General features: G+C 60.6%; 12 protein-coding genes. 8 read left to right on the top strand and 4 right to left on the bottom strand.

Annotated elements, in window-relative coordinates; all coding sequences use genetic code 11:
• Positions 1–75: 75 nt before the first annotated feature.
• The 3 genes from dnaA to mutM form a co-directional block, all read right to left on the bottom strand.
• Positions 76–1,527 (bottom strand): chromosomal replication initiator protein DnaA, encoded by a 1,452-nt coding sequence (gene dnaA, locus ACSQ3J_RS07330; RefSeq protein ID WP_060501429.1) that lies wholly within the window; start codon positions 1,525–1,527, stop codon positions 76–78.
• 1,088 nt (positions 1,528–2,615) lie between these two features.
• On the bottom strand, positions 2,616–2,882 hold the full coding sequence (gene rpsT / locus ACSQ3J_RS07325; RefSeq protein WP_037104210.1) for a 30S ribosomal protein S20: 267 nt from the start codon (positions 2,880–2,882) through the stop codon (positions 2,616–2,618).
• A gap of 203 nt (positions 2,883–3,085) precedes the next feature.
• Positions 3,086–3,976 (bottom strand): bifunctional DNA-formamidopyrimidine glycosylase/DNA-(apurinic or apyrimidinic site) lyase, encoded by an 891-nt coding sequence (gene mutM, locus ACSQ3J_RS07320; RefSeq protein WP_060501019.1) that lies wholly within the window; start codon positions 3,974–3,976, stop codon positions 3,086–3,088.
• A gap of 182 nt (positions 3,977–4,158) precedes the next feature.
• On the opposite strand from mutM, the gene ubiE reads away from it, so the two are divergent.
• The 7 genes from ubiE (at position 4,159) to ACSQ3J_RS07285 (ending at position 12,660) form a co-directional block, all read left to right on the top strand.
• Positions 4,159–4,935, top strand: a complete 777-nt coding sequence (gene ubiE / locus ACSQ3J_RS07315) for a bifunctional demethylmenaquinone methyltransferase/2-methoxy-6-polyprenyl-1,4-benzoquinol methylase UbiE (RefSeq protein WP_060501017.1) — start codon at positions 4,159–4,161, stop codon at positions 4,933–4,935.
• A gap of 62 nt (positions 4,936–4,997) precedes the next feature.
• Entirely contained in the window at positions 4,998–6,572 is a 1,575-nt protein-coding gene (ubiB, locus tag ACSQ3J_RS07310; protein ID WP_060501015.1) for a 2-polyprenylphenol 6-hydroxylase, read from the top strand.
• 171 nt (positions 6,573–6,743) lie between these two features.
• Entirely contained in the window at positions 6,744–6,992 is a 249-nt protein-coding gene (locus ACSQ3J_RS07305) for a hypothetical protein (protein ID WP_436038918.1), read from the top strand.
• 294 nt (positions 6,993–7,286) lie between these two features.
• Positions 7,287–8,468 (top strand): efflux RND transporter periplasmic adaptor subunit, encoded by a 1,182-nt coding sequence (locus ACSQ3J_RS07300; protein WP_244481816.1) that lies wholly within the window; start codon positions 7,287–7,289, stop codon positions 8,466–8,468.
• An 11-nt stretch (positions 8,469–8,479) separates the two neighbouring features.
• The gene (locus ACSQ3J_RS07295) at positions 8,480–10,426 is read left to right on the top strand and encodes a MacB family efflux pump subunit (protein ID WP_060501009.1); all 1,947 of its coding nucleotides are present in this window, start codon (positions 8,480–8,482) and stop codon (positions 10,424–10,426) included.
• 76 nt (positions 10,427–10,502) lie between these two features.
• Complete coding sequence (locus ACSQ3J_RS07290; protein ID WP_060501007.1) at positions 10,503–10,970, top strand: nucleoside deaminase; 468 nt, start codon at positions 10,503–10,505, stop codon at positions 10,968–10,970.
• A gap of 43 nt (positions 10,971–11,013) precedes the next feature.
• Complete coding sequence (locus ACSQ3J_RS07285) at positions 11,014–12,660, top strand: alpha/beta hydrolase (RefSeq protein ID WP_060501004.1); 1,647 nt, start codon at positions 11,014–11,016, stop codon at positions 12,658–12,660.
• Positions 12,661–12,696: 36 nt separating this feature from the next.
• Here the strand turns inward: ACSQ3J_RS07285 and ACSQ3J_RS07280 are convergent, their stop codons facing one another.
• The gene (locus tag ACSQ3J_RS07280; protein ID WP_060501002.1) at positions 12,697–15,015 is read right to left on the bottom strand and encodes a heavy metal translocating P-type ATPase; all 2,319 of its coding nucleotides are present in this window, start codon (positions 15,013–15,015) and stop codon (positions 12,697–12,699) included.
• Positions 15,016–15,098: 83 nt separating this feature from the next.
• Here ACSQ3J_RS07280 and ACSQ3J_RS07275 point away from each other — a divergent pair, with 83 nt between their 5' ends.
• Positions 15,099–15,521, top strand: a complete 423-nt coding sequence (locus tag ACSQ3J_RS07275; RefSeq protein WP_060501001.1) for a MerR family transcriptional regulator — start codon at positions 15,099–15,101, stop codon at positions 15,519–15,521.
• The last annotated feature ends 91 nt before the right edge of the window (positions 15,522–15,612 follow it).

Genomic DNA, 15,612 nt, shown 5'->3' with positions numbered 1-15,612 from the left:
CGGTCCTCTTGAAAAAACATGCCCCTGTCCATGCGAACAGGGGCATGCCTCCAACAAAGCCGAAGGATCTCGGTCCTATTCGTTGATCAGCCGCTTCAACAGCTCGATCTCATGCGACAGCTTGGTATCGCCGGTGATCAGGTCCTCGATCTTACGGACTGCATGCAAGACCGTGGTGTGATCGCGCCCGCCAAAACGGCGGCCGATTTCCGGAAAGGAGCGGGGGGTCAGCGTCTTTGCCAGATACATGGCGATCTGGCGCGGCTTGACGATGACGCGGGTGCGGCGGTTGGACACCAGTTCCTGGCGCGACACGTTGTAGTGCTTGGCAACAACGCGCTGGATGTCCTCGATGCGCACGCGGCGCGGCTCGCCGGCATTGACGAGATGGCCGAGCAATTCATCGACACGTTCGATCGACAGATGTGGCTCAAAAGAAAGCCGGAAGAGCAGTTGGTTGAACGCGCCTTCCAGTTCACGGCCGCTGGCGGTGATATTGCGGGCGACATGGCCGAGAATATTGGCAGGAATGTCGAGCGACGGGTCGTCCAGGCGGGCGACTTCGAGGCGGCGCTTGAGGATTTCGAGACGCATCTCATAGTCCGGGCCTTCCATCTCGATCGCAACACCGCCCTGTAGGCGCGAGCGGACGCGCGGATCGAGCGATTCCAGCTCCCACGGCGCACGGTCGGCAGCAACGACGACCTGCTTGGCGCTATCGAGCAGCATGTTGAGAAGATGGCAGAATTCATGCTGGATCGACTTGCCCTGCAGGAACTGCATGTCGTCGATGACCAGGAGATCGATGTTGCGCAGGGTTTCCTTGAGCGACAGCGCATCATTGTCGCGAATGGCTGTTGCGAAACGCCACATGAAATATTCGGCTGTCAAGTAGACGACGCGCGGAGCGCGGGCGCTCTGGATCGCAGCGGTGGCGATTGCCTGCAGAAGATGGGTCTTGCCGAGGCCGACCGTCGAATGAATGAACAGCGGGTTGAAGCGCACGGCACCGGCGCCGGCTTCGGCGATCGTCTTGGCGGCGGCAAGAGCGACGCGGTTCGAGGAACCCTCGACGAAGCTTTCGAATGTGTAGCGTGAGTCCAGCGGCGAGCCGAACAGGGGACCTGCGACGGGCTGCGGCTTCTGCAGATTGCCGACCGTAGCGGCCGCATGCTGGCCGAGCGTCTGCGGTGCAGAACGGCGCGAAGAGGCGGGTGCTACCGCATCGCTCTGGCTTGCCTGGGGGGCATCCTCGTGGAGGCCGGGCCGGGTGCTGCGTGTTGCGCTGCGCACCACGATCTCTACCTTCAGGATTTCAGCGTCTTCCTGCTGAAAAATGGTGGTGATCAGGTCAAGATAACGGTTGTTGATCCAGGACTTCAGGAAGGTCGTTGGAACGGACAGCCGCACGACACTCTTGGAAACGGATTGCAACTTCAACCGGCCGAACCAGCTGGCAAAAACATCAGGGCCGACCTGGGCCTTCAAACGCGCACTCACCCGTTCGAAAAGTGCGCTCTGCATCATGTCGCCCTTTTCCCCCGTCGTTCCGTCGGATTGTTTTACCGAAATCTGGCGTGAATTCTCCCCGTTCTCAAATACGATCGCCGCCGTTACCGAATTACCAAGCATATTGCCGCCTTCCAATATCATTCCGCGACGCCGCCATTGCTGCCGGCGTCAGCCTTTATGTCTGTCTCGTGCGGCCCTTTTTCAAAGGCATGCCGCCCAATTCAAACGCTCCCCGTACCATGAGAGGAATCCTCATCCTCCTCTCGTGGTCCGGTTTCGTGCAAAATCCATTTGGCAGAACCAAACGGATGTCCCGCTTGCACAGTGTATTCCAAGCGTCCGGTCAGGCCTCGTGTCCTTTCCGGGTCCGCCAATGTCTGACCAGCCTTCCCGACCCTCGTTAAAAGAAGGACAGGCCAGTTTGCTGATAATGCGTCCTCATCCGCATATCGGCCGCCGTCTCCTCACCGCGCAGCAAAAGCTGCGATGCGTATCGTACGGCGTATCGGGTACTCTCAACCGCCTGCAACCGGAAGTCGCAGAATGTCGTTCTGAGCAAGCAGATGCCCAGCTGAAAACGCTCTATGCTGATTGATGGAACGTTGTGGAACCACCCCGTTACAAAAGGCTTAAGTGAAATTGCGCCGCCTGTTGAAAGGCTGCCTTCTCATCTTGTCCACAGGTATGTCCTGCGCCTTCTGTGGAGGCATTTAGGCAGGATCGTGTGACAAGATCAATCGCGATTTTTAACACTTGGGAAGGACCGGGCGTTGACTCTCATAGCGTGTCCTGCATGGACGATAGCCCGGCGGAAGAGAATCGCTTTTGAATCAAGGGCTTTGAATTTCGGACTGGAACTTAGCTGGCGAAAAACAAAAAAAATAAAAAATTTCTTGACTCGTTTAGAGCCCCGAGATGCCCCCGCGAGAGGCGGGTGAGTCTGAATGTCCTCCCGCAAGCATCTGATTTTATTTAAAAATTTCTGTCATTGCGGTGACATAATAAGTTGCACAAGGATTAACCATCAGTGTGCCGGAAGTTTGAATCTGAAAAGCCCGGTCATGGACCGGGCTAATGCATTGACGATATTTTAATAAGCCGGCTTAAGCCGAAAGCGACTTTACGCGGTTCGCAAGACGCGAAACTTTGCGCGATGCCGTGTTGGCATGCAGCACGCCCTTGGTGGCGGCGCGCATCAGTTCCGGCTGGGCTGCCTTCAGGGCAGCCTGAGCGAGAACCTGGTCGCCGGAAGCGATGGCTTCTTCGACCTTGCGGATGAAGCCGCGAACGCGCGAACGGCGGGACTTGTTGACTTCCGTGCGGCGGGCGATCTTGCGGGTCGCTTTTTTCGCCGAAGTTGTATTGGCCATTTGGTGTCTCTCTTCGAAATCTGACAAAAACTCTCTACCGCCGTGCCGGGTCACTGCGACCTGTCGTCCAAGCAAGTAGGGAGCAATATCGGAAAACCTTGGAGCGGCTTTCCAAACTGTGGGCGGCATATAGCCTTAAACAGGCCTCCCGTCAACGCGATATTTTCGAAAACGCCGCGGAGGCGTGGCCTTCGCCAGCCGCACTATTTCTGGCATTTCGGGCAATAGAAGGTCGACCGTCCCGCCTGAACGACGCGCGCGACCGTCCCGCCGCATCCTGGCGTCCGGCAAGGCGCGCCTTCGCGATCGTAGACCGAGAACGAATGCTGGAAATAGCCGAGCGTCCCATCCGTCTGGATATGGTCGCGCAGTGACGACCCGCCAGCGGCAATGGCATCGGCAATGACCGCCCGGATCGCCTCGGTCAGCAACACAAGCGTTGCCTTTGGCTTGCCCTTGGCGTCCACCAGCGTGCCGGCGGCCCGTAGCGGTGATAGGCCCGAGCGCCACAAGGCCTCGCAGACGTAGATATTGCCAAGGCCGGCAATGTTCTTCTGGTCGAGCAGCGCCGATTTCAGCGGCTGAGCCTTGCCGGCAAAGCGGGCGGCCAGATAGGCGGCATCGAGCACGTTGCCGGTCGGCTCTTCGCCAAGTTCGCGGAAGAACGCGTGGCTGCTTAAAACGTCGCGCCGGGCCAGGTCCATGAAGCCGAAGCGGCGCGGGTCGTTATAGATGACGCGGGCAGGGCCGTTGGTGCCTTCCAGATGAAATACGACATGATCGTGTTTTTCGCTTTTGCCGCGCGGATGATGGAAATCGCCGGGTGTCTCAGGCGCTGCACCGTCTTCCACCCTGAAGGAGCCGGACATGCCGAGATGGGCGATGATCACGTTGCCGTCTTCAAGATCAATCAGAAGGTATTTCGCCCGCCGTCCGAGCGACAGGATGCGCCTTCCTGAGACGAGCGTTGCAAAATCGGCAGGGAAAGGAAAGCGCAGATCCGGCCGGCGCAGTTCGGCCCTGACCAGAAGCGCACCTTCCATTGCGGGCGTCAGGCCCCGCCTGACTGTTTCCACCTCGGGAAGTTCCGGCATTCACGTTTCCTCATCATCTGCCAATAGACCGGGATCATTTGGCAATTCCATTCGCAGCGCACATATCCTATAGCAGGCTCCACGGGCGCGAATGCCGCAGGCCGCAATCTGCCGCAGAGATAGCGTGGATGAAGCGAATTCGCTATGGTCGGCACAACAGCGATTGAATGGAGTAAACCTTGATGACTGGTGAGCGCACCTCTGCCGATGGCGGCATGGAAACCTCCTACGGGTTTCGCCAGGTTGGCCAGGGCGAGAAACAGGCGCTCGTCAACGACGTCTTCCACAAGGTTGCCAAGCGCTATGATATCATGAACGACGTCATGTCCATGGGCCTGCACAGGGCCTGGAAGGACGCGATGATCGCTTCGCTCAATCCCAGCCGCTCCGAAAATTACAAGGTTCTCGACGTTGCCGGTGGCACCGGCGACATCGCCTTCCGGATCGTGGAAGCCTCGGACCGCAAGGCGCATGCGACTGTCCTCGATATCAATGGCTCGATGCTGGCCGTTGGTGCTGAACGTGCTGAAAAGAAGGGCCTGTCGCCCAATCTCACCTTCGTCGAGGCCAATGCCGAGGAACTGCCGTTCGAAGCCAATTCCTTCGACGCGTATACGATCGCCTTCGGCATCCGCAACGTGCCGCGCATCGATGTGGCGCTGACCGAAGCCCACCGTGTCCTGAAGCGTGGCGGCCGCCTGCTGGTTCTGGAGTTTTCCGAAGTGGAAATGCCGTTGCTCGACAAGGTCTATGACGCCTGGTCGTTTAACGCCATCCCGAAATTCGGTCAGATGATCACCGGCGAGGCCGAGCCCTATCAGTATCTGGTGGAATCGATCCGCAAGTTTCCCAACCAGAGTGATTTCGCCGCCATGATCACCAAGGCCGGCTTTTCGCGTGTCACCTACACCAATTACACCGCCGGCATTGCCGCGCTGCATTCCGGCTGGAAGATCTGACGCATGATATCCATTCTCGTGAAGCGCTCTGAGGGGCTGCCCCGGCGCGGCGGCAAGCCGTTATGAGCGCGCCTGGAGCTTATCTTCGCCTTGTCCGGATCGGCTGGGTTCTGGTGCGCGAAGGCGTCGTGTCGGCGCTTCCGTCGGAAGACATGCCGGCCTTGCCAAAGGCCGCACAGTCCTTCGCAGGCCTCTTCGCACGGCGTCGCGCCAGACAGGAGGATCGCAGCGACCGGCTGGCCCGGGCGATCGAACGCCTTGGTCCATCCTATGTGAAGATCGGCCAGTTCCTTGCCACCCGTCCTGATGTCGTCGGTGCCGAATTTGCTGAAGACCTGTCCTTCCTGCAGGATCGCATGGCGACGTTTCCGGTGGAGGAAGCGCGTGCCGCCATTGAGGCCTCACTCGGCCGCCCGGTTGCCGAACTCTATACCCAATTTGGCGATCCGATCGCCGCCGCCTCGATTGCGCAGGTTCATCCGGCCACAGTGCTGAAGGATGGCGTCGAACGGAAGGTCGCGGTCAAGGTCATCCGCCCTGGCGTGCGCCAACGGTTTGCCCATGACCTAGAAGCGATGTTTCTCGTTGCCGGCCTGCAGGAGCGCTTCCTGCCGCATACCCGCCGGCTGCGGCCAGTCGAGGTGACGAAGACGCTGGAGCAGACCACCAAGATCGAGATGGATTTGCGGCTTGAAGCAGCGGCTCTGTCGGAACTCGGTGAAAACGCCGCCGATGATCCGGGCTTCCGGGTACCGAAGGTCGATTGGGAACGCACCGGCCGCGACGTCGTGACGATGGAGTGGATCGACGGCACCAAGATGTCTGATGTCGAAGGGCTGCGCCAAGCCGGCCACGATCTTGATGCGCTCGCCGATACGCTGATCCAGTCCTTCCTGCGCCACACGCTGCGCGATGGCTTCTTCCATGCCGACATGCACCAGGGCAACCTGTTCGTCGATCCGCAGGGCATGATCGTCGCTGTCGATTTTGGTATTGTCGGCCGACTCGGCAAGAAGGAGCGCCGCTTCCTCGCCGAAATTCTCTATGGCTTCATCACTCGCGATTACCGCCGCGTCGCCGACGTGCATTTCGAGGCGGGTTACGTGCCGTCTCACCACGATGTCGCCAGTTTTGCGCAGGCGATCCGCGCTATCGGCGAGCCGATCCACGGCCAGCCGGCCGAAACCATTTCCATGGCCAAGCTGCTGACACTGTTGTTCGAAGTCACCCATCTGTTCGACATGGAGACGCGGCCCGAGCTGGTGATGCTGCAAAAGACCATGGTTGTCGTTGAGGGTGTCGCCCGTACGCTCAATCCGCGCTTCAATATGTGGAAAGCGTCCGAGCCGGTGGTCGGCGCCTGGATCCGCGACAATCTCGGCCCCAAGCGTATTCTAGGAGACGTCAAGGAGGGGTTGCACGCGGCTTTACGCCTTGCCGAAGCAGCGCCTGAGATCGCCGCCAAGACGGAAAAGTTTTCGCGCGATCTGACATCCATGGCCGAAAACGGGCTGCGTTTCGACGCAGAGACCGCCGAAGCCATCGGTCGTTCCGAGGCGCGCCACAGCCGGTCAGGCCGCGTGGCGCTCTGGGTGATTGCGGCCGCGCTCATTGCGATCGCCTGGAAGCTTTTCTAGCGCCGCCAAGGGTCTATTTGCAGCTCTACAAAGTTTATGCGTTCGTGAGCGCGGGGGCTAACCCATTGGCGCGCCAACCCTGTTCCATCGGGAACTGTCGCGTTGTTTTCATTGTGGGATTGTCTCTCTCAAGGATGAGGCTGGCTCATCCAGCCCGGAGGAAAGACCACCATGCGTAACCTGATCATCGCTTCCATCGTTGCCACGGTCTCAGCCGTGTCCTTCGCGGCACCATCGCAGGCGGGCGGTTACTATGGGGGCAGCTACAATGATGGTTATTATGGTGACGGTTACAGCCAGCCCCAGAGACGCCACTCCTACAAGAAGACCTATTATGAACCCAATTGCTGGATCAAGAAGGTCCGCAAGTACGATTATTACGGCAACCTGATCGTCAAGCGCATCCGGGTCTGCGACTGAGCCGGCCGTCCTGCAGATATATCGTCTTTGACAAAACCGGCGGTTCACCCCGCCGGTTTTTCGTGCGAAAATTCCGTCGCGCTGCCGGTGCTGCGGAAACATTGCGAAACGAAAAACGGGAAAGATTACAGAGATTTCATGTCGTTGGACTTCATTATGGCGTAGTTTCAATCTAGCAGTCGCGAAAAGTGACGACCCAACGCCCGATTGAATTCGAAAGAGATGTGAATGGCGGATGCCACCCGGAAAATTGCCCCTGCGCTTGAAGAACAGGAGGCCGCCGCTGCCCAGCCGATGCCGGCCCGCAGCAAGCGCCGGCGCACACGCAAACGCTGGCTGGTCCTTCCCGTCCTCCTTCTCGGCGCTGCAGGCTGGTATGGCTGGTCGGTCTACGGCAAGCAGGAAGCGGCAGACGCCGTCGTGACCGAAGTGCCTGTGCGCGGCGATATCGAAAACAGCGTCACCGCATCCGGTCTCTTGAGTCCCATCAAGGATGTTGATGTCGGTGCCCAGGTTTCCGGTCAGCTGAAGAGCCTCAAGGTCGAGATTGGCGACAGTGTCAAGGAAGGCCAGTTGATCGCCGAGATCGATAGCGCCTCCATCGAAACGCAGATCGAGATTGCGGAGGCCGAGCTTGCCAATCTTGAGGCCCAGATGATCGACAAATCGGCACAGGTGGTGCTGGCCAGCGCCACGCTGACGCGCCAGCGCGCCCTCGTTGCAGGCAACAGCGCCGCCCAGTCGGCGCTCGATGAGGCGGTCGCGGCCCTGGCGACAGCCGAGGCCAATGTCGATGCGCTGAAAGCCCAGGTCCGCAAGCAGCAGGCAACGCTCAAGGATGCCCGCATCAGCCTGGGCTATACCAAAATCTATGCGCCTTTGACCGGAACGATCATCAATACGTCGGCCAAGGAAGGTCAGACGCTCAATTCCAACCAGACCGCGCCGACCATCGTCACCATTGGTGATCTCTCGACCATGACGGTCGAAGCTGAGGTGTCCGAAGCCGATGTCGGCAAGCTCAAAGTGGGGATGAACGCCTATTTCACCCTGCTTGGACAGCCCGGCCAGCGTTATCCGGGCACTCTGCGCCAGATCAAGCCAACGCCTGCCACCGAAAACAATGTCGTGCTCTATTACGCCCTGTTCGACGTGCCCAATCCGGATGGCACGCTGATGATGAACATGACGGCACAGGTCTTTTTCGTCGAGTCATCGGCGAAGGATGTGCTGACTGTACCGGCCGCCGCCGTCCATTTCGGCAAGGACCGCACGTCCGGGGAAGTCACTGTCGTCACGGCTTCCGGCGCCCATGAAACCCGCAAGGTGGAGACCGGAATCCGCAATCGCGTGCGCGTTGAAATCAAGCAGGGCCTTGGTGAAGGCGATATGATCGTCGTCGGCGCGGGTTCCGGTGACAGGTCTGCATCGTCGGGCCGTGGCAATTCGCGGCGTGGCATGCCGCCAATGTTCTAAGAGCACACCCGATGGCTCCGCTTATTTCGCTCAAGGACATCCGCAAGACCTTCGTCAATGGCGACGTGGCCGTCGAGGTGCTGCGCGGCGTCTCACTCGATATCCAGCCGGGCGAATTCGTCGCTATCGTCGGCGCGTCCGGTTCGGGCAAGTCGACGCTGATGAACATTCTCGGCTGTCTCGATACGCCGACCGGTGGCGAATATCTGCTCGAAGGCGAGGATGTTTCGGATTTGAACGCCGACGAGCTGGCGGCGAGGCGTCGCCAGCTGTTCGGTTTCGTCTTCCAGAGCTATAATCTGGTGCCGACCGCAACCGCGCAGGAAAATGTCGAAATCCCCGCCATCTATGCCGGCATGCCGTCGCGGGAGCGGGAGGAACGGGCCAGCATGCTGCTACGTTCGCTGCGTCTCGGAGACCGGCTCGATCATCTGCCCAATCAGCTGTCCGGCGGCCAGCAGCAGCGGGTGTCGATTGCCCGTGCGCTGATGAACGGCGGACAGATCATTCTCGCAGACGAGCCGACTGGCGCGCTCGACAGCCAGAGTGGCAAGGAAGTGATGGCGACGCTGCGGCAGATGAACGAGGACGGTCACACCGTCATCATCATTACGCACGCGCCCGAACTCGCCGAATCCGCCGATCGCGTCATCGAGATCAGCGACGGCCTGATCGTCGCAGACCGTATTCCCGGCAATGTCCGCCGCATCGGTCGCGCCAAGCCACAGCTTACGGCCCGAAAGGCCGGAAAAGCCGCCATCGTCACTGATGTGGCAGAAGCCGTGCGCATGTCGTTTAGGGCGCTCAGGGCCAATCTGTTTCGCACCATCCTCACTCTGCTGGGTATCGTCATCGGCGTCAGTTCCGTTGTCGCGATGCTGGCGATCGGCACGGGCGCGCAGGACTCGGTTCTGAGCCGCATCGCCGCCATGGGGTCTGATCTCCTGGTCGTGCGGCCCAACATGTCGAATTTCCGTGGCGGGGAAGGGGGCAGCATCGTCTCGCTGATCCCGTCGGATGCCGATGCCATTCTGGAACTGCCCAATATCAGCTTCGCGGTGCCGGAAATGTCGAGCACCTTGACGGTCAGGGCCGGCAATCTCGATACCCAGACGACGGTCAACGGCACGGTGCCGCAATTCCCAAAGGCCAAATCCTGGACCGTCGAGGATGGAGCATTCCTCGAAAAGACGGACATGGACGCCTATGCCACCGTCGCGGTGTTGGGCCGGACTGTCGCCGATGCGTTGTTTCCCGATGGCGCCGATCCGATCGGGCAGTACATTCTCATCAAGAACATCCCCTTCCAGGTGATTGGCGTGATGTCGAAGAAGGGGGCCAGTGCTGGTGGCAACGACCAGGACGATACGGTTCTGGTGCCGCTATCGACCGGCAACCTGCGCCTGTTCGGGGCAAGGAATGTCCGCTCCATCACCGTGCAGGTGAAGGACGGCAGCGCCATCAATGTCACGCAGGACCAGATCCAGGCGCTGCTGGACGAACGCCACAAGCGCCAGGACACGCAGATCATCAACATGGCCGCAATCCGCGAGACGTTCACAGAAACGTCTAACATTCTCAAGGTTTTCCTCGGCTCCATCGCTGCCATCTCACTGCTCGTCGGCGGCATCGGCGTCATGAACATCATGCTGGTCTCCGTCACAGAGCGTACCCGCGAAATCGGCATCCGCATGGCGACGGGGGCGAGGGGCCGCGACATCCTCACCCAGTTCATTGTCGAAGCGCTGGTGGTTTCGGCGCTCGGTGGTCTGATTGGCGTTGGGTTGGGGCTGAGCATCGGTGCTGTGGCTCAGGCTTTCGGCATTGCCGTCAGCTTCGCTCCCGGCCCGGTCATTCTCGCCTTCGGCAGCGCCTTCCTCACTGGGCTGATCTTCGGCTACCTGCCGGCCTACAACGCCTCGCGCCTGCAGCCTGCCGTAGCACTGGCCTCCACCTGATCAGCGTTCCATCTGCCAGCGGTTGACGCCGTGCGCCTGATCGTTTCCATTGGTGCAAAGGCTGAAGGAGGAAACCATGCCGGACGCAGATCGCTTCATGACCCAGGCCATCGCGCTTGCCCGCGATAATGTTCGCAAGGGTGGACGGCCGTTTGGTGCCGTGCTGGTCCTCGATGGAGAGGTGTTGGCGACCGGTGTCAACGGCGTGATGGAAACGCACGATCCGACGGCCCATGCCGAGCTGGTGGCGGTGCGTGCGGCGGCCATGAAGCGCGGCTCGGCCACTCTCAAGGGGGCTTCCGTCTATGCCAGCGGCCATCCATGCCCGATGTGCCTTGCCGCCATGCGGCTGGCCGGCATCACCGACATTTTCTACGCCTATTCGAATGAAGACGGTGCACCCTACGGCCTGACTTCGGCACCGCTCTATGCCGATCTGCGCAAACCGTTTGCGGATCAGCAGATGACGTTTTCCTATCTTCCGGTGCGGCCTGAGGGAGAGGCCGATATCTATGATTTCTGGCGGGAAATGCAGCAGGGATAAGCCCGCACGCGTTGACTGCGGCTGATCCAGCCAGAGGGGTGAGATGCAAAACTATCTGTTGCGTGTATGGGCATCACTGTCGCTACCGGGTTTGCTGATTGGCATCCTCTTCTTTGCGGTGTCGCTGACGCCGAGCCTCATTCCTCGGCCGTATGTGCTGCAGGGCGTGCTGTCCGGTTGTTCGCTGGCGGCCGGATATGGCCTCGGCGTGTTTGGACGTTGGCTCTGGCTCTATCTGGAGCTTCCTGCCTTGCCGCCAAAGATCGATCGTGTTGCCAAGGTTTTGGCAATTGCCGGGTGCGCCGGAATAGCGATCGCATTTCTCTGGCAGGCTGCCCGCTGGCAAAACTCCGTGCGCAGCCTGATGGGGCTCGATCCAGTGGAGACTGCCGAACCGGTCAAACTCGCGCTGATCGCCCTTTTCGTTTTCATCGTCCTGATTGCACTCGCTCGCCTGTTCCGGATGACGTTCGCCTTTCTCTCGCGTAGGTTCGAGCATGTGACCCCCAAGCCCATCGCCCGGCTGTTCGGCATCCTTCTGGCCGCCGCCCTGTTCTGGTCGATCGCCGATGGCTTGCTGCTTAAAGCCGGTTTGCGGCTTGCCGACTCCTCGTTTCGCGAACTGGATGCCCTGATCGACAGTGATCTGGCGCCGCCAGCGAATCCCTTGAAAACCGGCAGTGCCGCGTCGCTCGTTCCGTGGCATGATCTGGGTTTTCGTGGCCGCGAATTCGTCGCCTCCGGTCCGACGGCTGATAAGATCAGCGCCTTCCTGCACCAACCGGCATTGGAGCCGATCCGTGTCTATGTCGGCCTGAATGCAGCGAAAACCGCCAAGGAAAGGGCGGCGCTGGCGCTTGCCGAGCTCAAGCGGACCGGCGCCTTCGAGCGCGCGACGCTGATCGTCGTCGTGCCGACCGGCACCGGCTGGGTCGATCCGGCAGCCATGGATACGGTCGAATATCTGCAGCGCGGCGATGTGGCGAGTGTCGCTCTGCAATATTCCTACCTGACCAGCTGGCTGTCACTGCTGGTCGAGCCAAGCTATGGCGCCGAGGCAGGCGAGGCGCTGTTCAAGGCGGTCTATGGCTACTGGACGACACTTCCGAAGGACAAGCGACCCAAACTCTATCTGCATGGCCTCAGCCTCGGTGCCATGAATTCCGAGCGTTCGGCCGATCTCTTCGATGTGATCGGCGATCCCTTTCAGGGCGCGCTGTGGAGCGGTCCACCCTTCGAAACCGCCGGCTGGAAATCGGTGACCGCAGGCCGCGAGCCGGGGTCTCCGGCTTGGCTGCCACGCTTCCGCGACAGTTCCGTCATCCGCTTCACGGCCCAGAAGAATGCGCTGGATATTCCGGGCGCCAAATGGGGGCCGATGCGGATCGTCTATCTGCAATATGCGAGCGATCCGGTGACTTTCTTCGATCCGCATTCCTTCTACCGGGAACCGGACTGGATGAAGCAGCCGCGTGGCCCCGATGTCTCGCCCTATCTTGCCTGGTATCCGATCGTCACCATGCTGCAACTGGCGCTCGATATGGCGATGGCGACCACATCGCCGATGGGCTACGGGCATGTCTATGCTCCGGAGCACTACATCGATGCCTGGGTGGCTGTCACCGATCCTCAAGGGCTGGCGTCTGGTGATATCGAGCGGCTGAAGGAGATGGTTTCGAAGCGGGATTGAGAAACCGGCGGCATCGCTGCCGCCGGTCTTTGACTATCAAGCGCTGCGTACCGGCGCGAGCAGCCTGAGCGCGTTGATTGTCACCAGCACGGTGGCGCCGGTATCGGCCAGGATCGCCGGCCAGAGCCCGGTAATACCGGCGATGGTGGTCACCAGGAACACGGCTTTCAGGCCAAGCGCAATGGTGATGTTCTGGCGGATATTGCCCATCGTGCGTTTCGACAGGTCGATCATCTGCGCAACGTCCCCGACTCTGCCGTGCAGCACCGCGGCATCGGCGGTTTCGAGCGCCACGTCGGTGCCGCCGCCCATGGCGATGCCGATATCTGCCGCCGCCAGCGCCGGTGCATCGTTGATCCCGTCCCCGACCTTCGCGACGACAAACCCCTGCTGCTTGAGTTCGCCAACGATCCGCTGCTTGTCTTCCGGCATCAGTTCAGCGCGCACCTCGATGCCGAGCTGCTTGCCGATTGCGGTGGCCGTGCGCTTGTTGTCACCGGTTAGCATGACGATTTTTACGCCCGCATCCGTCAGAGCCTTGAGCCCGGATTTGGCGTCTGCGCGTGGCTCGTCGCGCATGGCGATCGCACCGGCCAGCGTCTCGCCGATGATCAGCACCGAGACGGTCTTGCCCTCGTCGTTGAGTGCAGTGATCTGTGCCGTCTGCTCAGCCGACAGCGCAATGCGGTCGCCGGCTGCCTGTGGCGAGCCGAGGAAGACGGCCTTGCCGTTGACCGTTGCCGTCACCCCCTTGCCGCCCAGTGCCTTGGCATCGGACACCGCCGGAATGGCAACCTTGTCGGCCGCGGCCCGGTCGAGGATTGCCTTGGCCAGAGGATGGCTGGAGCCGGTCTCAAGAGCCGCGGCAAAGGTCAGCACGTCCGGTTCCGAATGGCCGAAGGCGAGGATGTCCGTGACCTTCGGTTTGCCTTCCGTGAGCGTGCCGGTCTTGTCCAGCGCCACGGCATTGATCGTCCCCAGGGTCTCCAACACGGCGCCGCCCTTGAGCAGCAGGCCGCGGCGGGCACCGGCGGAAAGCGAGGCGGCGATGGCGGCGGGCGTCGAGATCACCAGGGCGCAAGGGCAACCGATCAGCAGGATGGCAAGACCCTTGTAGACCCATTCACCCCATGCGCCGCCCATGAACAGCGGCGGGATGACCGCAACGAGCGCTGCAACGACCACCACACCGGGCGTGTAGTAACGCGAGAACCGGTCGATGAAGCGTTCAGTCGGCGCCTTGGATTCCTGCGCCTCTTCGACCAGCTTGACGACGCGGGCGATGGTATTGTCGGCAGCCGTCGCCGTGACACGAACGCGCAATGCCGCATCGCCGTTGATCGTCCCGGCAAACACCTTTTCATCGACGCCCTTGCGCACCGGCGTGCTTTCGCCAGTCACCGGTGCCTCGTCGATCGCGCTTTCGCCGGACAGGATCACACCATCCGCAGAGATGCGGTCGCCGGGGCGCACCAGAATGGTGGCGCCGACGGCAAGGCTTTCGGCCGGAACAGACCGTGTCTGGCCGTTTTCCTCGAGCAATGCCTCCTTCGGCACCAATGCCGCCAGCGACTGGATGCTTTGACGCGCTTTCCCGGCGGCAACGCCTTCGAGAAGCTCACCGACGAGGAACAGGAAGACCACGGCTGCAGCCTCCTCGCCGGCATCGATGATGACGGCACCGATCGCCGCAATCGTCATCAGCATTTCGATCGAAAATGGCGTTCCGGCCATCGCGGCCATGATGGCGCGCCGGGCAATCGGGATGAGGCCGATCAGCATGGCAACGATAAAAGCATAGGATGCGATCGACGGCACCAGATGGCCGACAGCATAGGCGCTCACCAAAGCGGCGCCTGAAAAGATCGTCAGCTTGCCTTTCTTGCTGGCCCACCAGGGGCCGGTTGACGGGCCATGGTCATGCCCGTGCAGGCCTTCCATCGTGTCCTTGGCTGCGGGCTTCGAATGGTCGTGCCCCGCATGGCTGGCATGGTCGTGTCCGCTGTGATCGTGTTCCGCATGATCATGGCCGTCGTGGTCGCCATGCTTGGAATGATCGTGACCGGCATGGCTGTGATCGCCATGATCGTGGCCGCAGCAGGCTTGCTTTGCCTCGGCAACCGGCGTGGTTTTGCCGGCGATCTGCGAGACCGAGTAGCCCAGACCTGAGACCTTCTTGGCAATGGCTGTGAGGTCGCTGACCGCGTCATGCTTCACGGTCATGGTGCCTGCCGTCACCGAAACCGAGACATCCGAAACGCCCGGCATGCGCCGGACTGCGGTGTCGATCTTGGCCGCGCAGGAGGCGCAATCCATGCCCTCCACCCGGTATCGTGTCTGTGTTGCCTCTGCCATTGTCCGCTTCCTGTGAACGTTCTTGTCAAACTCTGGCATCTTTCCTACATCCTCTAGTGACTAGAGGTGCAAGAGGGAAAATCATGAAAAAGATCACGATTGGCGAGGCTGCGCGAAAAAGTGGCGTCAAGGTTCCCACCATCCGTTATTACGAGGGCATTGGCCTGTTGCGGGAGCCAAGCCGCAGCGACGGAAATCAGCGCTCCTATGAACAATCCGATCTCAATCGCCTGACCTTCATCCGCCATGCTCGTGAGCTGGGTTTCGAAGTGGAGGCGATCCGCGCGCTGCTCAGTCTGCAGGATAATCCGCTGCAATCCTGCGCGTCCGCTGATGCGATCGCCAAGGCCCGGTTGATCGAAGTCGAGCAACGCATTCGCAGCCTGATGGCGCTGAAGGCTGAGCTGGAAATGATGGTCGAGGGATGCGGCCACGGCCGTGTCGATCAATGCCGGGTGATCGAGGTGCTCGCTGATCACGCCCAATGCACCCATCACGGCCACTGATGCGGCTTTGAAAGATATTTGCAGGCGCCCCGGAACCTTTCGACTATTCATGCGTTTTGAGCGCTATCGATAGCTATATCCATTCCATTGT

It is taken from the genome of Rhizobium sp. LjRoot98 (genome assembly GCF_964252935.1).
Taxonomy (GTDB): Bacteria; Pseudomonadota; Alphaproteobacteria; order Rhizobiales; family Rhizobiaceae; genus Pararhizobium.
Note: the sequence above shows the minus strand (reverse complement) of the source record. Positions and strands in the feature narration are given on the sequence as shown.